At 72.4% G+C, this 22,217-nt stretch carries 16 protein-coding genes, 4 tRNA genes and 1 other RNA gene; 11 read left to right on the top strand and 10 right to left on the bottom strand.

The features are described 5' to 3' along the window. The first annotated feature begins 15 nt into the window (after positions 1-15). Positions 16-1,911: a copper resistance protein CopC gene (locus tag ACZ4AA_RS19780; protein WP_467604344.1), complete on the top strand. Its 1,896-nt coding sequence runs from the start codon at positions 16-18 to the stop codon at positions 1,909-1,911. 102 nt (positions 1,912-2,013) lie between these two features. Here the strand turns inward: ACZ4AA_RS19780 and ACZ4AA_RS19775 are convergent, their stop codons facing one another. Then, on the bottom strand, positions 2,014-3,435 hold the full coding sequence (locus ACZ4AA_RS19775) for an ATP-binding protein (RefSeq protein WP_467603376.1): 1,422 nt from the start codon (positions 3,433-3,435) through the stop codon (positions 2,014-2,016). A 219-nt stretch (positions 3,436-3,654) separates the two neighbouring features. Further along, positions 3,655-3,742: transfer RNA gene (locus tag ACZ4AA_RS19770), tRNA-Ser, on the bottom strand. A 72-nt stretch (positions 3,743-3,814) separates the two neighbouring features. On the opposite strand from ACZ4AA_RS19770, the gene ffs reads away from it, so the two are divergent. The 6 genes from ffs (at position 3,815) to ACZ4AA_RS19740 (ending at position 12,705) form a co-directional block, all read left to right on the top strand. Then, an RNA gene (gene ffs, locus ACZ4AA_RS19765) (signal recognition particle sRNA small type) lies at positions 3,815-3,913 on the top strand. A 104-nt stretch (positions 3,914-4,017) separates the two neighbouring features. Continuing rightward, positions 4,018-6,339 carry a DNA polymerase III subunit gamma and tau gene (locus tag ACZ4AA_RS19760; RefSeq protein WP_467603373.1) on the top strand — a complete coding sequence of 774 codons (2,322 nt, stop codon included), beginning with the start codon at positions 4,018-4,020 and terminating at the stop codon, positions 6,337-6,339. 144 nt (positions 6,340-6,483) lie between these two features. Then, positions 6,484-7,737: a phosphoribosylamine--glycine ligase gene (gene purD / locus ACZ4AA_RS19755; RefSeq protein WP_467603371.1), complete on the top strand. Its 1,254-nt coding sequence runs from the start codon at positions 6,484-6,486 to the stop codon at positions 7,735-7,737. 365 nt (positions 7,738-8,102) lie between these two features. Further along, the gene (locus ACZ4AA_RS19750) at positions 8,103-9,941 is read left to right on the top strand and encodes a hypothetical protein (RefSeq protein WP_467604341.1); all 1,839 of its coding nucleotides are present in this window, start codon (positions 8,103-8,105) and stop codon (positions 9,939-9,941) included. A gap of 209 nt (positions 9,942-10,150) precedes the next feature. After that, positions 10,151-11,671, top strand: a complete 1,521-nt coding sequence (locus ACZ4AA_RS19745) for a N,N-dimethylformamidase beta subunit family domain-containing protein (protein ID WP_467603368.1) — start codon at positions 10,151-10,153, stop codon at positions 11,669-11,671. Between the two features lie 134 nt (positions 11,672-11,805). Beyond that, positions 11,806-12,705, top strand: coding sequence for a phosphoribosylaminoimidazolesuccinocarboxamide synthase (locus ACZ4AA_RS19740; RefSeq protein WP_467603365.1), 900 nt, complete (start codon positions 11,806-11,808; stop codon positions 12,703-12,705). Positions 12,706-12,814: 109 nt separating this feature from the next. Here the strand turns inward: ACZ4AA_RS19740 and ACZ4AA_RS19735 are convergent. The 8 genes from ACZ4AA_RS19735 to ACZ4AA_RS19700 form a co-directional block, all read right to left on the bottom strand. Next, positions 12,815-12,887 (bottom strand) — tRNA-Gly (locus ACZ4AA_RS19735). A gap of 22 nt (positions 12,888-12,909) precedes the next feature. Further along, positions 12,910-13,554, bottom strand: a complete 645-nt coding sequence (locus ACZ4AA_RS19730) for a response regulator (protein WP_467603362.1) — start codon at positions 13,552-13,554, stop codon at positions 12,910-12,912. A 13-nt stretch (positions 13,555-13,567) separates the two neighbouring features. Then, positions 13,568-14,920, bottom strand: coding sequence for a sensor histidine kinase (locus ACZ4AA_RS19725; protein ID WP_467604339.1), 1,353 nt, complete (start codon positions 14,918-14,920; stop codon positions 13,568-13,570). 20 nt (positions 14,921-14,940) lie between these two features. Then, the gene (locus tag ACZ4AA_RS19720) at positions 14,941-15,744 is read right to left on the bottom strand and encodes an ABC transporter permease (protein ID WP_467603359.1); all 804 of its coding nucleotides are present in this window, start codon (positions 15,742-15,744) and stop codon (positions 14,941-14,943) included. After that, the gene (locus tag ACZ4AA_RS19715) at positions 15,741-16,745 is read right to left on the bottom strand and encodes an ABC transporter ATP-binding protein (protein WP_467603357.1); all 1,005 of its coding nucleotides are present in this window, start codon (positions 16,743-16,745) and stop codon (positions 15,741-15,743) included. The genes ACZ4AA_RS19720 and ACZ4AA_RS19715 overlap by 4 nt, the downstream gene beginning before the upstream one ends. Positions 16,746-16,906: 161 nt before the next feature. Further along, a tRNA-Gly gene (locus tag ACZ4AA_RS19710) sits at positions 16,907-16,979 on the bottom strand. Positions 16,980-17,056: 77 nt separating this feature from the next. Next, a tRNA-Gly gene (locus ACZ4AA_RS19705) sits at positions 17,057-17,128 on the bottom strand. 157 nt (positions 17,129-17,285) lie between these two features. Further along, the gene (locus tag ACZ4AA_RS19700; RefSeq protein ID WP_467603353.1) at positions 17,286-17,603 is read right to left on the bottom strand and encodes a histone-like nucleoid-structuring protein Lsr2; all 318 of its coding nucleotides are present in this window, start codon (positions 17,601-17,603) and stop codon (positions 17,286-17,288) included. A 361-nt stretch (positions 17,604-17,964) separates the two neighbouring features. Between ACZ4AA_RS19700 and purS the strand changes: the two genes are divergently transcribed. The 4 genes from purS to ACZ4AA_RS19680 all read left to right on the top strand — a co-directional run bounded on the left by purS (position 17,965) and on the right by ACZ4AA_RS19680 (position 22,121). Beyond that, complete coding sequence (gene purS, locus ACZ4AA_RS19695; RefSeq protein ID WP_005482678.1) at positions 17,965-18,228, top strand: phosphoribosylformylglycinamidine synthase subunit PurS; 264 nt, start codon at positions 17,965-17,967, stop codon at positions 18,226-18,228. Next, positions 18,225-18,905, top strand: a complete 681-nt coding sequence (gene purQ / locus ACZ4AA_RS19690; protein ID WP_467603348.1) for a phosphoribosylformylglycinamidine synthase subunit PurQ — start codon at positions 18,225-18,227, stop codon at positions 18,903-18,905. Before purS ends, purQ begins: the two co-directional genes overlap by 4 nt. Continuing rightward, complete coding sequence (purL, locus tag ACZ4AA_RS19685) at positions 18,902-21,175, top strand: phosphoribosylformylglycinamidine synthase subunit PurL (protein WP_467603345.1); 2,274 nt, start codon at positions 18,902-18,904, stop codon at positions 21,173-21,175. The genes purQ and purL overlap by 4 nt, the downstream gene beginning before the upstream one ends. A 151-nt stretch (positions 21,176-21,326) precedes the next feature. Continuing rightward, the gene (locus ACZ4AA_RS19680; RefSeq protein ID WP_467603342.1) at positions 21,327-22,121 is read left to right on the top strand and encodes a maleylpyruvate isomerase family mycothiol-dependent enzyme; all 795 of its coding nucleotides are present in this window, start codon (positions 21,327-21,329) and stop codon (positions 22,119-22,121) included. Positions 22,122-22,217 lie beyond the last annotated feature (96 nt).

The following is a 22,217-nucleotide window of genomic DNA, read 5'->3' as shown; positions in this document are numbered from 1 at the left end:
ACCGAGACTCTGGACATGCGGATACGGAGACGGCGTGTGAACGGAAGCTGGCAGCGAGAGCGGCGGTTCGGCGCCCGGGCCCTGGCCCTGCTGGGCGGTGTCCTGGTCCTGGTGCTCTTCGGCGGTGTGAGCGGCGCGTCGGCCCACGCGGCGCTGACGGGCACCGATCCGCAGGAGGGCAGTGTGCTGAAGTCGGCACCCCGCCGGGTGACCCTGACGTTCAGTGAGTCGATCGGCCTGTTCGACGACTCCTTCCGCGTGCTCGACCCGGAGAACCGGCGCGTGCGCACCGGCGAGGCGGAGCACGCGGACGGCCGTTCCGACACCGCAGGCGTCACCCTGCCGCGCGGCCTCGCCGAGGGCACGTACACCGTCGCCTGGCGGGTCGTCTCGGCGGACAGCCACCCCGTCTCCGGCGCCTTCACGTTCTCCGTCGGCAAAGCCTCCGCGACCCCCGTGCCGCTGCCGCCCACCGCCGGCGATCCCGTCTCCTCCGCCCTCTACGGCATCGCCCGCTACACCGCCTACTGCGGCCTCGCCCTGTTCATCGGCGCGGTCACCTTCGTGACCGGCTGCGGCTTCCGGGGATCCGTACGGCGTCTCCTGGTCACCGGCTGGTGGATCCTGCTCGGCTCCACGTTCGCGCTGCTCCTGCTGCGCGGCCCCTACGAGCGCGGCACCGGGGTGTCGGGAGCCCTCGACCCGGCGACCCTCAGCGACACCCTGGCCGGCCGGCCGGGCATCGTGCTGGTGGCGCGCCTTGCGCTGCTCGCCGCGGTGGCCTTCGTGCCCCCACGGGTGCCCGTACGGGAGCGGGGGGCCGGCCGGGGCGTCCTCGTGCTCGGCACGCTGTTCTCCCTGGCCCTGGCGGTCACCTGGGCCGCCTCCGAGCACGCCTCCGCCGGGATCCAGGTCCCCGTGGCGATGGTCTCCTCGGTGCTGCACCTGCTCGCCATGGCGGTGTGGCTCGGCGGTCTGGCCGCCCTGCTGACCGTCCTGCACCGCCCCGCCGAGCCGGTCCCGGCGTCCGTCGTCACCCGCTTCTCCCGGCTCGCCCTCGCCTCGGTCGCCGTCCTCGTGGTCACCGGCGTCTACCAGTCCTGGCGCGGCCTCGGCTCCTGGGACGCCCTGACCTCGACGTCGTACGGCAGGCTCCTGACCGTGAAGGTCCTCCTGGTGGCGCTGCTCCTGGCGGGAGCCGCGGTCTCGCGCCGCTGGACGGCCCGGCTGGCGGCGACGTCCGAGGCCCCCGCGACGGTCCCGGTCGCATCCGCCCCGGTCCCGGTCACGGTAGCGGTGACGGCGGGGCCGACGCCGGAGGAGCCGGCGGGAGCCGGATCGACGGACGGCGCGGGCACCACGGACGCCGCGGGGACCACGGACGGTCCGGGAGCCACGGACGGTCCGGGAACCTCGGACGCCGCCGAACACCACCGGGGACTGCGCCGCTCGGTCCTCGCCGAGGTCACCGTCGGCGTCGTGGTGCTGGTGATCACGACGATGCTGACCGGCAGCCAGCCGGGCCGTTCCGCGACGCAGAGCGCCGACGCGGTCGCGGCCGTGCGCCGGGTGACGTCCAAGACGACCGTGGTCCCCTTCGACGTCGGCACCCCGGGCGGGCACGGCAAGGTCCAGATCGAGCTGACGCCCGGCCAGGTGGGCGAGAACTCCGTGCAGGCTGTGATCTTCGGCCCCGACGGCGGTCTGGCGACGGTCCCCGAGGTCCGTCTGACCTTCACCCAGGAAGCACAGAAGGTAGGCCCGATCGACGCGGAGATCACCGACAAGGGCGGCTACTGGACCTCCGACGGCCTGACCCTCCCCCTCCCCGGCACCTGGACGATGAAGGTCACGGTCCGCACCAGCGACCTGGACGAGGTCACTGTCTCCAAGAAGGTCGAGATCGACTGATCCGGACGGCCGGGGGCGAGACGGGCGCGGGGCCGGGGGGCTGGACGGGGCCGGGTGCGAGACGGGGGCGGTGGACACCGAGGGCGTCCGGCACCCGAGGACTCACGCCCTGCGCCAGGCGCCGAGCAGTTCCTCGGGCCCGTACGCCGCTCGCAGCCCGGAACAGGCCACGCCCCTGCGGGAGACCGCGACGAGCGGCACGGGCTCGTCCGTGATCGCGGCCCGGTGCTTCTGGAGCGCGGCCAGGTCGTGACCGTCGAACGCGGAGTTCTCCAGCCACTTGACCGAGCCGAGGAAGAGCAGACGCCCGGCCACGGGCTGCCGGTCGGCACCCACCAGGTCGATCTCGACGTCGTTGCTGCGGGTCCAGTAGCCGCCGATCGCCGGAGCGGACGGCAGGAACTCGTCCGGCAGGAGGCGGGCGAGGGATTCCCGGACCAGGGGTTCGACCGCACGGCCCCGCCAGCTCGTCCACCGTTCCTTGATCCGGCCCAGCGTGAGATCTCCCCGCATCCGCTCGATCTCCGCCATGTGCGGACCCACGAACGCGAGCCAGAAGCGCAGGTACGGGTCGGCCACGCGGTAGCGGCGTTCCTTCGAGGGCCGCAGGGAGAGGGGCAGTTCGGCGGCCACCACGCGTTTCTCCGTCAGGACGTCCATGGCGCGGGTGAGCGTGGTGTGGGCGATGCCACCGGAGGCACGCGCGATGTTGGTGAAGGTCCGCTCCCCGCTCCCGACGGCCCGCAGGACCTCCTTGCTCATGGCCTGGGGAGGAAACTCCGCGGCCAGCGACCGCTCGGCGGAGACCAGCAGCGCGGAGATCGGGTTGTCCAGCGCGTCACGCAGGAACTCCCAGACGTCCGCTCCCGGCCGCCACTCCGTGCAGAGCAGGGGCAGGCCGCCGGTGACCAGCGCGGCGTCGAAGGCGGCCGCCGGCTCCAGTCCGAGCATCTCGCCGATGTCGGCGGGGTTCAGCGGCCCCACGACCATCTCCCGGCCCCGCTGGTGGAAGGGACGGTCGTAGCTGTTGAGCGCCTCCATCATCGACAGGTCGGATCCGACCAGGAGCAGCAGCACGGGCTTGCGGCAGAGCAGGCGGTCCCACGCCCGCTGGAGCATGCCCTCGAAGGCGTCGATGCGGTCGATGAGGTACGGGACCTCATCGATGACGATCACGCTCGGGCTGTCCTCGGGGAGGATCTCGGCGAGCAGTCTGAAGGCCGCGTTCCACTGCTCCGGCGCCTCCTCCGCGAACAGCCCCCGCTCGGGCAGGGTGGACCTGGCCACGGCGTCCATCAGCTCCGACAACTCGTCCCGGGCCGTGCCGCCCGCCGCGGTGAAGAAGAGGTGCGGCACCCCGGTGCGCCGGAGGAACTCCTCGACGAGGCTGGACTTGCCGACCCGCCGCCTTCCCCGGATCAGGACGCACTGCCCCGGTTTGCCCGCTCCGGCCGCGTCCCCGACCGCCCGCAGGGCACCGCGCAACAGGTTCAGCTCCCGGTCCCGCCCGATGAAACGGCGCAAGAGAAAACCCCCAGCAGAGATGGTATCGCTGGAGATACTATCTCTGCTGTTACTTTCTTGCCCACGTGATCAGGGAGTGACGATGCCGAGCGCCCCGGAGCTACAGCCAGGGGACACCGTCCAGGAAAAAATCCGGCCGAGACGGAAGCCGAGGCGGACAACGAAGAAGGGCCCCGCTGCAAGCAACGGGGCCCTTCGACATCGTGCCCGGTGAGGCACTGGCGGAGGATACGAGATTCGAACTCGTGAGGGGTTGCCCCCAACACGCTTTCCAAGCGTGCGCCCTAGGCCACTAGGCGAATCCTCCGGGGCAAACAATACAAGACGTTGAGGAGTGCTCGCGAACTCGTTCCCCACCCCCGGCATCCTGTACTCTTTGCGGAGCCCCTCACGTGGCGCTATCTGACTGAACTCCCCCAGGGCCGGAAGGCAGCAAGGGTAGGTCGGCTCTGGCGGGTGCGTGGGGGGCGCTTGCGTTTCCGGGGTGGTTGCCCGGACGACCACCGGGCCCGCGCAGGGGATGCGCCCGGGATGCCCTCGGAGCGGTCCTTGATGTCAGTGGGCGCCTATAACCTCGTAGACGTGTCGTCTCTCGCGCTGTACCGCCGCTATCGCCCGGAGTCGTTCGCCGAGGTCATCGGGCAGGAGCATGTCACCGACCCGTTGTCGCAGGCGCTGCGGAACAACCGGGTCAATCACGCGTACCTGTTCAGCGGTCCGCGCGGATGCGGCAAGACGACCAGCGCGCGCATCCTGGCCCGCTGTCTGAACTGCGAGCAGGGCCCCACCCCGACCCCGTGCGGCCAGTGCCAGTCCTGCCAGGACCTCTCCCGCGGCGGCCGGGGCTCCATCGACGTCATCGAGATCGACGCCGCTTCGCACGGTGGTGTGGACGACGCCCGTGACCTGCGCGAAAAGGCCTTCTTCGGCCCCGCGAGCAGCCGGTACAAGATCTACATCATCGACGAGGCCCACATGGTCACGCCGGCCGGTTTCAACGCGCTGCTGAAGGTCGTCGAGGAGCCCCCGGAGCACCTCAAGTTCATCTTCGCCACGACCGAGCCCGAGAAGGTCATCGGGACGATCCGCTCGCGGACCCACCACTACCCGTTCCGGCTGGTGCCGCCCGGCACCCTGCGCGACTACCTCGGCCAGGTCTGCGGGCAGGAGGGGATCCCCGTCGCGGACGGCGTGCTGCCTCTCGTCGTGCGGGCCGGCGCGGGATCCGTGCGTGACTCCATGTCCGTGATGGACCAGCTGCTCGCGGGTTCCGCCGACGACGGTGTGACGTACGCCATGGCGACCTCGCTGCTCGGGTACACGGACGCCTCCCTGCTGGACGCCGTCGTGGAGGCGTTCGCGGCGGGGGACGGCGCCGCCGCCTTCGAGGTGGTGGACACCGTCATCGAGGGCGGCAACGACCCGCGGCGCTTCGTCGCCGACCTGCTGGAGCGGCTGCGGGACCTGGTGATCCTGGCGGCCGTCCCGGACGCGGCGGAGAAGGGGCTCATCGACGCCCCGGTCGACGTCGTGGAGCGCATGCAGGCGCAGGCCGCCGTCTTCGGCGCCGCCGAGCTCAGCCGCGCCGCCGACCTCGTCAACGAGGGCCTCACGGAGATGCGCGGGGCCACCTCGCCGCGCCTCCAGCTCGAACTGATCTGCGCCCGCGTGCTGCTGCCCGCCGCCTACCGGGACGAGCGGTCCGTCATGGCCCGCCTCGACCGCATCGAGCGCGGGGTGAACTTCTCCGGTGGCGCGACCGCCCCCGCCATGGGTTACGTGCCCGGACCCGAGGCGCACGGCGCGGCACCGGTCCCGCAGGCCGGGCCCGTCGCCGCCCCGGCCGCCCCGGTCGCCCCCGGGGGAGGTCTCGCCGCCGCCCGTGCCGCGGCCCGCGGAGCCGGGCAGGGCGCGGGCCAGGTGGGTTCCGGTGACAGCGCCGGTGCCGCGCCGGGCGCGGCCCAGGGCACGCCCGTTCCCGCCGCACCCGTGCCCGCCGCACCCGCCGCCTCCTACACCGACCCGGCTCCGACCGGCGCGCCCGCGCCCGCCCCGGCGGCGCCCGAGCAGCCCCCGGCCGGCGCCCCCGCGGGGGCCGCTCCCGGCGGCTGGCCCACCCCCACGGCGGCAGGCAGCGGCCGCCGCCCCGGCGGCTGGCCCACGGCGGCCCCGGCGGGCAGTGCACGGCCTCCGGCGCAGTCCGCACCGGCGCCCGCCGGCGCACCGGCTCCTCAGGCCGCCGCGGCGGCTCCCGGCGGGCCCCAGGCGGCCGCTCCGGCCCCGGGCGGCCCCGACCCCCGCGTGCTGTGGCCCAACATCCTGGAGGCGGTCAAGAACCGCCGCCGGTTCACCTGGATCCTGCTCAGCCAGAACGCGCAGGTCACGGCCTTCGACGGCACGACCCTCCAGATCGGGTTCGTCAACGCCGGGGCGCGGGACAACTTCGCCGGCAGCGGCAGCGAGGACGTGCTGCGGCAGGCGCTCGCGGAGCAGTTCAACGTGCACTGGAAGGTCGAGGCGATCGTGGACGCCTCGGGCGGCTCGGCACCCCCGCCCGCCCCGGCCGGCGGCTTCGGCGGCGGAGGCGGTTACGGCGGCGCAGGCGGCGGCGCCGGTGGGTACGGCGGGGCTCCGGCCGGTCAGCGCCCCGCGCCCCAGCAGCCGTCCGCCCCGGCCCCCGCCCCCTCGGCCCCGCAGTCAGGGCCGGCCACGGGCCGTCCCCAGGCCCAGGGCATGTCCGCGCCCCCGCAGGCCGCCCCGGCGTACGAGCCGCCCCCGGTCGCCCCGGAGGACGACACCCCCGAGGACGACGACCCCGACCTGGACGAGTCGGCTCTCTCGGGCCACGAACTGATCGTCCGTGAACTCGGGGCGACGGTGCTCGAGGAGTTCACGAACGACTGAGGGACCGGCCCCCGACCGGCCCCCGGGACAGGGCTGGGCCGCGTGCCGGGGACCCGGTTCTCGGAGGATCGCACCAGTGCCGTACCGCCGCGTCTTCGGAAGCCCCCACAAGGGCATCCGCGTGCGGCGGCTAGGCTGACCCCCGTGAAGGTCCTTGTCATCGGTGGTGGCGCCCGCGAACACGCCCTGTGCCGCTCCCTGTCCCTCGACCCCGACGTCACCGCCCTGCACTGCGCTCCCGGGAACGCCGGGATCGCGGAGGTGGCGGAACTGCACGCGGTCGACGCCCTCGACGGCTCCGCCGTGGCCGCGCTGGCCACGGAGCTCGGCGCCGAACTGGTGATCGTGGGCCCGGAGGCCCCGCTCGTCGCCGGTGTCGCCGACGCCGTGCGCGCGGCGGGCATTCCCTGCTTCGGCCCCTCCGGGGAGGCCGCGCGGCTGGAGGGCTCCAAGGCGTTCGCGAAGGACGTGATGGCGGGTGCCGGCGTCCCCACGGCACGCTCGTACGTCTGCGTGACTCCGGAGGAGGTCGAGGAGGCGCTCGACGCGTTCGGGGCGCCGTACGTCGTGAAGGACGACGGGCTGGCGGCCGGCAAGGGCGTCGTCGTGACCGACGACCTGGAGACGGCGCGGGCCCACGCGAACGCCTGCGACCGCGTCGTCATCGAGGAGTTCCTCGACGGCCCCGAGGTCTCCCTCTTCGCGGTCACCGACGGCACGACCGTCGTCCCGCTCCAGCCCGCCCAGGACTTCAAGCGCGCGCTGGACGGCGACGAGGGCCCGAACACCGGCGGCATGGGCGCGTACTCGCCGCTGCCGTGGGCGGACCCGAAGCTCGTCGAGGAGGTCATGGAGAGCGTCCTCCAGCCGACCGTCGACGAACTGCGCCGCCGCGGCACCCCGTTCTCCGGCCTGCTGTACGCGGGTCTGGCCATCACCGGCCGCGGTGTGCGGGTCATCGAGTTCAACGCCCGCTTCGGCGACCCCGAGACCCAGGTCGTCCTCGCCCGCCTGAGGACCCCGCTCGCCGGTCTCCTGCTGGCGTCCGCGAACGGCACCCTCGCCGATCTGGAGCCCCTGCGCTGGAGCGACGAGGCGGCGGTCACCGTCGTCGTGGCCTCGCACAACTACCCGGACACCCCGCGCACCGGCGACCCGATCACCGGGCTGGACGAGGTGGCGGCGAAGGACGCCCCGCACGCGTACGTCCTGCACGCCGGCACCCGGCACGAGGGCGGTGCGGTGGTGAGCGCGGGCGGCCGTGTGCTGTCCGTCACAGCGATCGGATCCGGCCTCACCGAGGCCCGCGAGCGCGCCTACACGGCCGTCGCCCGCATCGGTCTGGACGGTTCGCAGCACCGCACCGACATCGCCGCGAAGGCGGCGGCCGAGGCATAGCCCCCCGCCCCCACCGCAGCACCGGGCCCCGGACTCCGTAAGGAATCCGGGGCTTCGTCCGTTGCGGCCCGGCCCCTCCAGCTGCGGGTTTCTGTACGGAACCGGAAGCGTGTCCGGGGCCTGGCGTCACCCACCTTTCCCCAGAGCCATTCCATCGGGTGACCGATGCCGTATCCGGCTGACGAGGGCCGGGGCCCCAACTAGGGTGCGGCGAAAGCGTTCCGGCACTTGGCCCACCGGCGTTGCGATGTCGGCGGCGGGTGCCACAGTGGGGGAGTGACCAACGCCAGGGCATCCGCCGGCGCCGGCAGCGACAAGGCCGGGGCACGGTGGACAAGAGGGGGTGACGTCCGGTCGTGACCGGTATGGGTGTGGAGGTGGGCGCGCAGGCAGCGCGCTCCCGGGCTCTGGCCGTGCTGCGGGTGCGCAGCAGGGCGCTGGCCGTCGCCCTGCTGCCCGCGGCCGTGGCCGTCGTGCTGCTCGTCGGGGCGGCCACCGGCCGTGTCACCGGCAGGCCCTGGGGGATCGCGGGGTGGACCGTGACGGTCCTCGCCGTTCTCGTCCTGCTCGCCGCTGCGGGCGTCGCGCTCGTCGTGGCCCGTGCCCGGCCCGCGATGAGCCCCACCGTCCCGATCCCCGAGGCGTCGGCCCCCGATCTCTACCGCATGGTCCGTGACCTGGCCGACCGCCTGGACGTCCCGGCCCCCTCCGCGATAGCGCTCACCCCGGACTGCGACAGCTGGCTGGAGGACCGCACCCACCGGGCGCACGGCCGGTTCTCCCCGGGCGGACGGCGCGAGCCGGACGGCGGGCGCCGGAATCCGGCCGGAAACGGCCCCGTCACGGCGCTGACCGACCGCGCCGCCCAGGCCACCGACGCCCCCGTCCTCGTCATCGGCTCCCCCTTCCTGTGGTGGATGCGCGTCGGCGAGCTGCGGGCGGTCCTGGCCCCCGTCGTCGCCGGTACGGGACCGTCCGCGCACCCGGACATAGCCGCGGCCCGCCGCTTCGTCCGGGGCCTCGACGCCGCCGTCGCCGTGGCCTCCGCGCCCGGCCGCGGCCCGCTGTCCCGTACGGTCCTGGCCGGCGTCGGCCGGATCACCCGCGTCCTGCTGCGCGGCTGCCGGGACCACGCGGCCGAGATGGAGCGGGCCGTGGCGTCCGCCTCGGCCGAGCGCGCCCGGGCCGTGGACTACGGCGTGCGGATCGTCGCGCAGGAACAGGTGGGCCTCGCGTACGCGGGCTGGGACCGTCTGCTGACCCGGGTCGCGCTGCCCGCCTGGCGGATGGGCCGCTGGCCCTCCCGGCTGGACGTGGGTGTCGTCGCCGCCCTGACCGAGCTGTCCCGGCGCGACCGCCTCGCCGAGGGCTTCACCTCCCGGCTCGGCGAGCGCCCCGCCTGCGACCTGCTCGAAGAGCCCGGCACGGTGGACGAGGCCGCCTCGCTGCTCGCCGCCCGGCTCTTCCACGGAGGCCCCGCCGAGTCCGGCCCCGACTGGGCGCCGGTCGACTGGCAGGACTACCCGGACGAGGTCGTCGACCGGAAGTGGCGCACCGACGCCGCCCGGCTCCACCGGGTCCTGGACGCGCTCGGCGTACGCCATCCCGCCGACCCCGCGCTGCCCGAGGCCGACGGACCGACCCTGGCCCGGGTGCTCGACCACCTTTCCGCGCCGCGGGCAGCCACGCCCGGCCCCGATCGCGGCCCGGTGAGCTCCCTCGCCGAGCACCGGACGGAGGCGTACGGCGAGATGGGGATCTCCGAGAGCGACGACCCCGACCTCGCCGTGGGGAACGAGCGGTCGGCGGCCCTCGCGGCCCGGCTCACCGCGGAACTGGCCCGCGAGGAGGCGTCCGCCCCGGCGCGGCCCCGGCCCGCGGGGAACGCCGGTCAGCAGGACCCCGACCACGACCTCTGGGACGACCGGATGCTTCCGCTGTTCCCCCTCCAGCCGCCCAGGACCGGCCGCGAACTGCTGGCCGACCATGTCACGGCGATGGTCTGCTGCGCCGCGATGGACACCGCCGGAGCGGCCCCCGGACTCGACTGGCTGGACGGCCCCTCCCTCCTGGTCGCCGGTGAACGGGCCGCCGACATCGGCCCCCGCGTCCTCACCCTCATAGAGACGGGAGACCCCACACCCCTGCGGGACTGGCTACGCCATCTGGGAGTCCGCCCGGAGAAACCGGTCCGCCTGGTCTGACGGCAGCCCGCCCCTCCGGTCCCCGTCCCCGGCCCTTCGTCCACCCCATGCTGCGCAGGGGCCCCGGCCCAGGTGGAGCCACCCGTTCCACTCACGCCAATTCGCGACGAACGGTGACGGACTGCGTGCGTAATGTGATGTGCTGGGACCGATCGAGCACAGCGCAAGGGCTTGCCAGTACGACGGGGGCACGAGGGAGGGGTGCGGGCATGGGATCGGAGCAGATCCGCCGCTGGGAGTCGGGAGCACTCGCGCACGCCGTCACGGATCCCTTCGGCCTGGGACCCGTTCCCTGGCTCCGCGGCAGCGAGACCTATTTCGACGACACCGGCCACGTCGTCCCCTGGTACGTGGACACCGAAGCACCCCAGCCGGCGGCCGGCTCCTCCCGGATCCCGGCCCCGCGTTCCACCTCCCGCGCCCGGCCGCGCACGGGTCCCGGAGGCCCCCGCTCCGCCGACGACGTCCACCGCCAGATCAAGGGCTTCACCAGCACGGGCGCCGCCGCTCCCGGCGAGTCCATCGACTTCCATGTCACGGTCGACCCGCCGCAGGAGTTCAGCGTCGACATCTACCGCATCGGCCATTACGGCGGGGACGGCGCCAGCAAGATCACCACGAGCCCCCGGCTCTCCGGGATCGTCCAGCCACCGCCGCTGACGGCCGACCGCACGGTCTCCTGCCACCACTGGTGGCTGTCCTGGCGCCTCCAGATCCCGACCTACTGGAGCGTCGGCGCGTACGTCGCCGTCCTCACCACCCTAGACGGCTACCGCTCGCACGTCCCCTTCACCGTCCGCAATCACCAGACGGCCGATCTGCTCCTGCTGCTTCCGGACATCACCTGGCAGGCGTACAACCTGTATCCGGAGGACGGTCACACCGGCGCCAGCCTCTATCACGCGTGGGACGAGAACGGGCGGCTCCTCGGCGAGGCCGACGCCGCGACGACCGTCTCCTTCGACCGCCCGTACGCGGGCGCGGGCCTACCCCTGCACGTGGGCCACGCCTACGACTTCATCCGCTGGGCCGAGCGCTACGGCTACGACCTCGCCTACGCCGACGCCCGTGATCTGCACGCGGGCCGCGTCGACCCGACCCGGTACCGGGGTCTCGTCTTCCCCGGCCACGACGAGTACTGGTCGCCGCAGATGCGCCGCACCACGGAACTCGCCCGCGAGCACGGCACCTCGCTCGTCTTCCTCTCCGCCAACACCATGTACTGGCAGGTGGAGCTGGGGCCTTCCCCCTCGGGCGTCCCGGACCGGCTGCTGACCTGCCGCAAGCGCCGGGGCCCCGGAAAGCCCGTTCTGTGGCGGGACATCGACCGCCCGGAGCAGCAGCTCATCGGCATCCAGTACGCCGGGCGCGTTCCCGAGCCGCACCCGCTGATCGTCCGCAACGCCGACCACTGGCTGTGGGAGGCCACCGGAGCGCACGACGGTGACGAGGTGGAGGGCATGGTCGCCGGTGAGGCGGACCGTTACTTCCCGCGTACGGCACTGCCGGAGCACCAGGACCGGATCCTGCTGGCGCACTCCCCGTACCCGGACAGCGAGGGCGTCCCGCGCCATCAGGAGACCTCGCTCTACCGCGCCCCGTCCGGCGCCCTGGTCTTCGCGTCCGGGACGTTCGCGTGGTCCCCGGCCCTTGACCGCCCCGGCCACGTGGACCCCCGTATCCAGCGGGCGACCGCCAATCTCCTCGACCGCATCTGCAAACACGACTGAGGAAACACCGCCGGGCACCCCGTGGCGCACCCGTGCCACGGGGTGCCCGCACCCGCTCGGGGCGCCCCGTGTCCACAGCCGCTCGTCCCGTACGGGAGAATCGAGCCACTTGTACAGAACCACGGGGAGGAACCGTGTCCGGATTCGTCGAAAAGCCCGAGCCCCTCCAGGTGCCGGGTCTGGTACATCTGCACACCGGCAAGGTGCGCGATCTGTACCAGAACGAGGCGGGCGACCTCGTGATGGTCGCCAGCGACCGCATCTCCGCCTACGACTGGGTTCTCCCCACCGAGATCCCCGACAAGGGCCGTACGCTCACCCAGCTCTCCCTGTGGTGGTTCGACCAGCTCTCCGAACTGGCGCCCCACCACGTGCTGAGCACCGAACTCCCGCCGGGCGCCCCCGCCGACTGGGCCGGCCGCACCCTGATCTGCAAGTCCCTGCGGATGGCCCCGGTCGAATGCGTCGCCCGCGGCTATCTGACCGGCTCGGGCCTCGTCGAGTACAACGCGTCCCGTACGGTCTGCGGGCTCGCGCTCCCCGAGGGACTCGTCGACGGTTCGGAGCTCCCCGCGCCGATCTTCACCCCGGCCACCAAGGCCGCGGTCGGCGAGCACGACGAGAACGTCTCGTACGAGGAGGTCGTCCGTCAGGTCGGCGCCGACACCGCGGCCGAGCTGCGCCGGGCGACCCTCGCCGTCTACGGCCGGGCCCGTGACATCGCCCGCGACCGGGGCATCATCCTTGCGGACACCAAGTTCGAGTTCGGCTACGACGGCGACACGCTGGTCCTCGCCGACGAGGTGCTGACCCCGGACTCCTCGCGCTTCTGGCCCGCCGACGTCTGGGAGCCGGGCCACGCGCAGCCGTCCTTCGACAAGCAGTACGTCCGCGACTGGCTGACCTCCGCCGAGTCGGGCTGGGACCGCGGGAGCGAGCAGCCGCCGCCCGCCCTGCCCGAGCGGATCGTGGAGGCCACCCGCGCCAAGTACATCGAGGCGTACGAGCGTCTGACGGGCGTCAGCTGGTCCTGACCTCGCGCACGGGCCCGGCCGTCGGCCGGGCCCGTCGGTCGCCCGCGCGCGGGAGGACGTGAGCGCACACGAAGAAGCCCCCGACCGGAGTCGGGGGCTTCTTTTCCGGAGCGGACGACCAGGTTCGAACTGGCGACCTCAACCTTGGCAAGGTTGCGCTCTACCAACTGAGCTACGTCCGCATGCGCCGTGGCGCGAGAGCAACTATACCCAACCTCGCTCCCGTGCGAGACGCACTGCCGTGTGCCGGTTCTCCGCGCCCAGTTTGGACACGGCCGAGGACAGATAGTTCCGCACCGTCCCCTGCGACAGCGCGGCCCGCTCCGCGATCTCCGCCACGGGCGCGCCGTCGGCGGCGAATTCGAGCACCTCGGCCTCGCGCGCGGTCAGTGGCGAGTCCCCGGCGGAGATCGCGTCGGCGGCCAACTCCGGGTCCACATAACGGTTTCCCGCGTGCACGGTACGGATGATCTCCGCCAGCCGCCGTGCGCTGACCGTTTTCGGGACGAAGCCCCGTACACCCGCCGCGAGCGCCCGCTTCAGATGCCCGGGACGCCCGTGACCGGTCACGATCAGCACCTGGCAGCCCGGCAGTTCGGCCCGCAGGGATGTGGCCACGCTCACACCGTCCGCCCCCGGCATCTGAAGATCCAGCACGGCGACGTCGGGCACGTGCGCCCGCGCCATCGCCAGCGCCTCCGGTCCGGTCGCCGCCTCCGCCACCACGACCAGGTCGTCCTCCAGGCCGAGCAGCGCGGCCATCGCTCCCCGGATCAGATGCTCGTCGTCGGCGAGCAGCAGCCGTAGGGGCCCGTCGGCCACGGGCGAGCCGTCCTGCGCGTGCGTCATGGCGCGATCTCCTTCACCTGATGCGGAACCGCCGGGCCGCCGGAACCGATGGAGCTGCCGGAGCCGGCGGTCCGGCTGAGTGCGGCCGGGGTCCGGTGGCGCCTGCTGCCGTGCGGACGGGCCCGGGAGCGCCGGTCCCCTGGTCCGAGGACGGCCGCAGGGGCACCTCCGCCGTCAGCCGGAACACCCCGTCGCCCGCGTCGGCCCGCAGCACCCCGTCCACCGCCTCCAGCCGTTCCCGCAGCCCCACGAGCCCGCTGCCTCTGCCCGGTCCCGGGTCCGGCGCCGCGTCCCGCGGCACCCCGTCGTTCTCGACGGTGAGCGTCACCCGGTCCTGTGTCGCCCGCAGGGACAGCGCGCACCTCCCGGCGTTCCCGTGCCGCAGCACATTGGTGGTCGCCTCCCGCACGACCCAGCCGAGCGCCGACTGGATCTGCGGCGGGAGCCCGGCGGCGGTGCCGGTGACGGCGCAGTCGATGCCCGCGGCCGTCAACACGCCCTGCGCTCCGGCCAGTTCGTTGGCGAGATCGGCGTCGCGATAGCCCCGTACCACTTCGCGCACCTCCCGCTGGGACTCCCGCGCGATCCGCTGCACCTCGGTCATCTGGTCCACGGCCTCGGGCCGCCCACGCCGGGCCAGCTGCACCGCGAGTTCGCTCTTGAGGGCGATCACCGCGAGGTTGCGGCCCATCACGTCGTGCAGATCGCGGCCGAAGCGCAGCCGCTCCTCGGCGACGGCGAGCCGGGCGCGGGTCTCGCGGGCCTCGTCGAGTTCGTAGACGGCGTTGAGCAGCCAGACGGAGAAGGCCGCGGTGAAGGTGAGGAAGCCGGCGGTCAGCAGGACCAGGACGGCGGTGACGAGGGCGGCGGGTCCCGGGAAGCCGAGGGGGACGGCGAGCACGCCGGTGCCCGCGGAGGCGCCGAGCACGACGTACGTCATCCGGCGCCGGTCCCGGGTCCCGAGCGCGACCGTGCCCGTGCCGAACGCGGTGGCACCGACGAGCAGCGAGGAGGCGACCAGGAACGCGTCGTCGTCCGCCGGGTGCCAGGGAGCGCCGGTCAGGAGGGTGCCGAGGACGGCCACCGCACAGGTGCTGACGGCCAGTGCGAGCAGCGTCCGCCGGGGTTGTTCCCGGGTGCCGCGCGTCCAGTCCAGCGCCCGTGAGGCGGTCACGGCGCAGAACGCCGCGTGTCCGCTCACCAGCAGGAGCACCGCCCAGGCCCGGGCCGTCGGCAGGTTCCCGAGGACGGGCAGCCCGATCGAGGCCGCTTCGAGGAGCGAGAAGACGTGGAACGACCAGCGGGTGTACGTCTCGACCTTCGCCGGTGTGCTCTTGCCCCGCCACCAGCCGGACGGCCTGCCCATGCCCACCCCCGTGTCCGTGGTCATCGCCGCGGCTCCCAGCGGAACCACCGTCGTACAGCAAACACCGCGATCACGGTCCAGGCCACCGCCGTGACGAGGGCGCCGGCGGTGTCGTGGGCGGAGAGGTGCCCGGTCCAGCCGCCGCGGATCAGGGTGATCACCGGGGTGAGAGGCAGCAGTTCGCAGAACGGGGCCACGCCGTCCGGCAGCAGTTCCAGGGGGACGAGGGCCCCCGAGCCGACCAGGGACACCAGGGTCAGGGGTGTGGCCGCTACCTGGGCGCCCTCCACGCTCCTGCTGAGACTCGACGTGACGGCGGCGAGCGCCGGCCAGGTGACGAGCGCGGACAGCAGCCCCAGCAGGACGAGTTCGGGCCGCGCGGGCATTCCGACGCCGAGGGTCGCGCGGCAGGCGACCGTCAGGATCAGGCACTGGGCGAGCCCGATCGCCACCGAGGGAAGCGCGGCGCCCGCGAGGATCTCCAGGTCCCGCAGCTCCCCGGTGCGCAGCCGTTTGAGGACGAGTTCCTCGCGGCGCGCCGTGTACACGCTCACCAGGGAGCCGTAGACGGCGAAGAGGAGCGCGAAGCCGAAGGAGGAGGGGAGCAGGACCGAGCCGACGGTCAGGCCGGTGCCCTTCAGGTGCATCGAGGCGACGGCCGAGCGGAGCGTGAGCGGCATGACCAGCGGTACGAACACCGCCGCCGCGAGGGTGGCCCTGCTGCGGCCCAGCAGCGTGAGTTCGGCGCGTGCCAGTGCTCTCGTCCGGCCGGCGGCCGTGGTCCTGATCGTGCCGGTGTCGGTGGTGACCGTCGTTGCGCTCATGCCGCCGTTCCCCTCGTGCGTGCCTTCCGCGTGTCCGCGGTCCTCGCCGGTACGTCCGCCCCGCTCGCCGCCTCCCGCGAGATCCGCAGGAACGCCTCCTCCAGGGAGGCCGAGCGCACGTCGAGCCCGCGCAGTTCGACGCGCGCACGCTCGGCCCACACCAGCAGGGCGGTGGCCGTGCGCTGGAGGTCGCCGGTGCGCAGCCGGATCCTTCTGCCCGTCGTCTCGTGGCCGCTGACCCCGAGGTCCGGCAGCGGTGGCAGGTCGCCGGGGAAGTACCCGTCGGGCAGTTCGAAGGAGACGTGGGACGGCTGGGAGGCGGTGACCTCGGCGGGGGTCCCGACGGTCGCGACCCGCCCCTCGTGCAGGATCGCCAGCCGATCGGCGAGCGACTCCGCCTCTTCCAGGTAGTGGGTGGTCAGCAGGACCGTGGTCCCGCCGTCGCGCAGCTCGCGGACCAACTCCCAGGTGCTCCTGCGGCCTTCCACGTCGAGTCCGGTCGTCGGCTCGTCGAGGAAGAGGACCTCGGGGTCGCCGAGGAGCGCGAGCGCCAGGTCCAGGCGCCGCTTCTCGCCGCCGGACAGCTGCTTCACGCGGACGCCCGAGCGGTGCGCGAGGCCGGCCCGCTCCAGGACCTGTCCGGTGGGCCTGGCACCGCTGGTGCACCCCGCCCACATGCGCGCGGTCTCGGCGACGGTCAGCTCGGACGGGAAGCCGCCTTCCTGGAGCATCACGCCGATCCGGGGCCGTACGGCGGCCCGGTCCGCGTAGGGATCGTGCCCGAGGACCCTTACGCGCCCGCCCGCCGCGGGAGCCAGACCCTCGATCAGTTCGACGGTGGAGGTCTTGCCCGCGCCGTTGGTGCCGAGGAGGGCGAAGATCTCACCGCGGCCCACGGAGAAGGTGACTCCGCGGACCGCCTCGAAATCCCTTCCGTCGCCCCCGTACACACGCCGCAGATCAGTGACCTCGATCACGTGGTCGCGCTCGTTCGTGTTCATGGGACCAGCGTCGGCGCGGACGGAGCCCGGCAGCAGTGCGCGGTGTCATCACTCGGCATGACAAATGTCAGACGGGCGGACCGTATTCCGTCGCGAGGGCTTCGTCGCGCACGGGGATACGAGAAAGGCCCCGGTCGATGACCGGGGCCTTTACTTCGCTGAGCGGACGACCAGGTTCGAACTGGCGACCTCAACCTTGGCAAGGTTGCGCTCTACCAACTGAGCTACGTCCGCATTGCCTCCGAACGGCTTCCACCGTTCGGCGCGAGCACTACCCTACCTGATCGACAAGCGACCGGTGGACGATGCAGAGCGGGTGACAGGAATTGCACACTGCGCCTTCCCCCTGGAAGGGGGATGTTCTGCTACTGAACTACACCCGCACGACCTTCGGGTTCCGGCCTTTCGGCCTGGCCCCTCGGCGTGTTCCAGACTCTAGCCGATCGGGCGGGGGTCAGCGCAAGTCGGTTCTTCCGGGGGTCGGCGGAGGGGTCCGGAGGGCACCTCGGGAGGGGTGCCCGGCCTGGTCGGGACGCCGGCTCAGTGCGCCTCGGCGAAGGCCTCGTAGACCTTCTTGGGGATCCGGCCGCGCGGCGGCACGTCCAGCTTGTTGGAGCGGGCCCAGGCGCGGACCGCGGCGGGATCGGGCGTCAGCGCCGTGTGCGTGTACGCCTTCCCGGACTTCGACCGCTTGCGGCCGGCCTCGACGTACGGCTCGAGGGCCTTGCGCAGTTCCTCGGCATTGGTGGGATTGAGGTCGATCTCGTACGACTTGCCGTCGAGTCCGAAGGCGATCGTCTCCGCCGCTTCCGAGCCGTCGATGTCGTCAAAGAGAGTGACCACGACACGCTGCGCCACGAATATCGGTCCCTTCGTGCGACACCTCTGCGATCAACGGCCATGACGTGCGCTGACGTCAGGGAGTTGTCGGGGAGATGTCGACTGTCCGGCTGTTATTGAGCAAAGTATCGGCTATTGCCAATTCATTTGTACAGTGCCCGGCATTGCATGGTGAAGCCCGACTAAAACCCTCCGCGTGTCCATCGGCAATGGGGTCCTGCCGTTCTTCTGCAGTTTTTCCCAGGATTTTCCGTGCCTGCCCCCGTGCCGATGCGCGATCGTGATCGCGGTCACGTAGGATTCTACGAATCTACGCGAGTAGAAATTTCGTACGGGTAGTCTGAAGGGACCTGCTCAGCACCACACACCGGGAGTGCCAGTGGCACGCGTCGTAGTCGACGTCATGCTCAAGCCGGAGATCCTCGACCCCCAGGGCCAGGCGGTGCAGCGTGCACTGCCGCGCCTCGGTTTCGAAGGTGTCTCCGACGTCCGTCAGGGAAAGCGATTCGAACTGGAAGTGGACGGACCGGTGGACGACGCCGCCCTCGCCCGCATCCATGAACTGGCGGAATCCTTCCTCGCCAACACCGTGATCGAGGACTTCACCGTCAAGGTCGAGGAAGTCGCGGAGGCCGGAAAGTGACCGCTCGTATTGGAGTCGTCACCTTTCCCGGCAGCCTCGACGACCGCGACACCCAGCGCGCGATCAGGCTCGCGGGCGCGGAACCCGTAGCCCTCTGGCACAAGGACAAGGACCTCAAGCAGGTCGACGCCGTCGTGCTGCCGGGCGGTTTCTCGTACGGCGACTATCTGCGGGCCGGTGCCATCTCGCGCTTCTCGCCGGTGATGGAGACCGTCATCGAGCAGGCGAAGTCCGGAATGCCGGTTCTCGGCATCTGCAACGGCTTCCAGGTCCTCACCGAGGCGCACCTCCTGCCCGGCGCGATGCTCGGCAACAACCACCTCCACTTCATCTGCCGCGACCAGAAGCTGCGGGTGGAGAACGCGGGGACCGCCTGGACCGCCGACTACACGGCCGGCCAGGAGATCCACATCCCGCTGAAGAACATGGACGGGCGCTACGTCGCCGACGAGCACACGCTCGACATGCTGGAGGCGGAGGGCCGGGTCGTCTTCCGTTATGAGGACTTCAACCCGAACGGCTCGCTGCGTGACATCGCCGGCATCACGAACGAGGCGGGCAACGTCGTCGGTCTGATGCCGCACCCGGAGCACGCCGTCGAGCCCCTCGTCGGCTCCGGCCGCACCGACGGCCTCCCCTTCTTCACCTCGATCCTCAAGAAGCTGGTCAACGCATGAGCCGCACGCCTCTGGACACGGTCGAGCACGCGGCCGCGACCCCCGACGTCGAGCTGCCCTGGGCCGAACTGGGTCTGAAGAAGGACGAGTACGAGCGGGTCGTCGAGATCCTCGGCCGCCGGCCCACCGGCGCCGAGCTCGCCATGTACTCCGTCATGTGGTCCGAGCACTGCTCGTACAAGTCCTCGAAGGTCCACCTCCGCCAGTTCGGCGAGAAGGCCCCGCAGTCGGACGCGCTGCTCGTCGGCATCGGCGAGAACGCCGGTGTCGTCGACGTCGGCCAGGGCTACGCGGTCACCTTCAAGGTCGAGTCGCACAACCACCCGTCGTACGTCGAGCCCTACCAGGGCGCGGCCACCGGTGTCGGCGGCATCGTCCGCGACATCATCGCGATGGGCGCCCGCCCGGTCGCGGTCGTGGACCCGCTGCGCTTCGGCGCGGCCGACCACCCCGACACCAAGCGCGTCCTGCCCGGCGTCGTCGCCGGCATCGGCGGCTACGGCAACTGCCTGGGCCTGCCCAACATCGGCGGCGAGGTCGTCTTCGACGCCTGCTACCAGGGCAACCCGCTGGTCAACGCCGGTGCCATCGGCGTCATGCGGCACGAGGACATCCACCTCGCGAAGGCCTCCGGCACCGGCAACAAGGTCATCCTCTACGGGGCCCGCACGGGCGGCGACGGCATCGGCGGCGCGTCGATCCTCGCCTCCGAGACCTTCGACGACGCCAAGCCGTCGAAGCGTCCGGCCGTCCAGGTCGGCGACCCCTTCCAGGAGAAGCTCCTCATCGAGTGCACCCTGGAGGCCTTCGCCGAGAAGCTGGTCGTCGGCATCCAGGACCTCGGCGCGGCCGGACTGTCCTGCGCCACCAGCGAGTTGGCGTCCAACGGCTCCGGCGGTATGCGCGTCACCCTGGACGACGTACCGCTGCGCGACTCGACCCTCTCGCCCGAGGAAATCCTCATGAGCGAGTCGCAGGAACGCATGTGCGCGGTCGTCGAGCCGGAGAAGGTCGCCCGCTTCCTGGAGATCTGCGACAAGTGGGACGTCATTGCCACCGTCATCGGTGAGGTCACCGACGGCGACCGGCTGGAGATCTTCTGGCACGGCGGCAAGATCGTCGACGTCGACCCGCGCACGGTCGCGCACGACGGCCCGGTCTACGAGCGCCCCTACGCCCGCCCGTCGTGGCAGGACGCGCTCCAGGCCGACGACGCGAACAAGCTGCCCCGCCCGGCGACCGGCGACGAACTGAAGGACCAGGTCCTCCGGCTGGTCTCCTCCCCGAACCAGGCCTCCAAGTCCTGGATCACCTCCCAGTACGACCACTTCGTGCAGGGCAACACCGTGCTGGCGCAGCCCGAGGACTCGGGCATGATCCGCATCGACGAGGAGACCGGACTCGGCGTCGCCATCGCGACCGACGGCAACGGCCGTTACGCCAAGCTCGACCCGTACACGGGCGCGCAGCTGGCCCTCGCCGAGGCCTACCGCAACGTCGCGACGACCGGTGCCAAGCCGCTCGCCGTGTCCGACTGCCTGAACTTCGGCTCGCCCGAGGACCCGGCCGTCATGTGGCAGTTCGCCGAGGCGATCCGCGGTCTGGCCGACGCCTGCCAGCAGCTGGGCACCCCGGTGACCGGCGGCAACGTCTCGTTGTACAACCAGACCGGCGAGGTGGCCATCCACCCGACCCCGGTCGTGGCCGTGCTGGGCGTCATCGACGACGTCGCCCGCCGCACCCCGGTCGCCTTCCAGGAAGAGGGCCAGCTCCTCTACCTGCTCGGTGACACCCACGAGGAGTTCGGCGGTTCGGCCTGGTCGCAGGTCGTCCACGACCACCTGGGCGGTCTGCCGCCGAAGGTCGACCTGGAACGCGAGCGGCTGCTCGCCGAGATCCTCATCTCGGCCTCCCGCGACGGCATGGTCGACTCCGCGCACGACCTGTCCGACGGCGGGCTGATCCAGGCCGTGGTCGAGTCCGCGCTGCTCGGCCGCAAGGGCGCCCGCCTGGTCGTGCCCGACGGTCTCGACGCGTTCACCTTCCTGTTCTCGGAGTCGGCGGGCCGCGCGGTCGTCGCCGTCCCGCGCTCGGAGGAGCTCCGCTTCAACGACATGTGCGGTGCCCGGGGTCTGCCCGTCACCCGCATCGGTGTCGTCGACGGCACCGAGTCCGAGGCCGCCGTGGTCGAGGTCCAGGGCGAGTTCGCGCTCTCCCTGGCCGAGCTGCGCACGGCCCACGAGGAGACGATCCCGGCGCTGCTGGCGTAACGCGCCCGCCCCGTCCGGCCCGGCGAAGGCCCCGCCCGTTCCGACGGACGGGGCCTTCGCCACGCCCTCCGCCCGCGGGCCGCCCGCGTGCCGTGACGGCGCGATCTTCAAGCGGCCCCGCCCGCAGGGGGCTTGAGGCTACGCTCGCCGTATGACCTCAGCCCGGAAGCGCGCGCGTACGTACGACCCGGCCAGGATCCGTGCGGCGGTGCTCGCGCAGTTCGGGAACGTGCGGGAGGGTGTACGCGCCCTGAGCGACGAGCAGTTGGCGCTGCCCGCGGGGCTCGGGGACTGGACCGTGCGGGAGTTGGCCGCCCACCTCACGATGGGCGTCGACGCCGTGAGCCGGCATCTCGATCTGCCCGCCCCCGCCGCGAAGGAACTCGCGCTTCTCGACTGGCCGTTCGGGACGGCCTCCCGCGCCGGGGCCATCGCCGACGGCACCCGCGCCCTCGCCGAGGCCCACCCCGACCTCGACGCGCTGTACGCCGCCGCCGACGCCCGGATCACCGCGCACCTCGACGGCGCACCCGACGGCCGACTGCTCTCCGTGCCCGCCGGGGCCATGACCCTCGCCGACTACCTCGTCACCCGTACGGTGGAACTCGTCGTCCACACCGACGACCTCAACCGCGCGGCGGGCCTCGACATCCCCTTCGACCGCCAGGCGCTGGCCGCCTGCACCCGGCTGCTCGCCGACACCCTCGCCGTGAAGGCACCCGGCGCGTCGACCGAGGTCAGGATTCCGCCGTACGCCGTCGTGCAGTGCGTGGAAGGGCCCCGGCACACCCGCGGCACCCCGCCGAACGTCGTCGAGACGGACCCGCTGACCTGGATCCGGCTCGCCACGGGACGTACGGAGTGGAAGGCGGCGCTGGACGAGGCGAAGGTCAGCGCGAGCGGCGAACGCGCCGACCTCGGCCCGCTCCTGCCCCTGATGGGCTAGGTGTATTGATCACGAGCGTTGTTGACACTGGCGGGTCTTGAACATGGCGAAGACCTCCGATGTGGTGGAGCTGTCTAGGACTGCACCGCACGGAGG

Source organism: Streptomyces sp. NPDC024698 (genome assembly GCF_055559015.1).
Note: the sequence above shows the minus strand (reverse complement) of the source record. Positions and strands in the feature narration are given on the sequence as shown.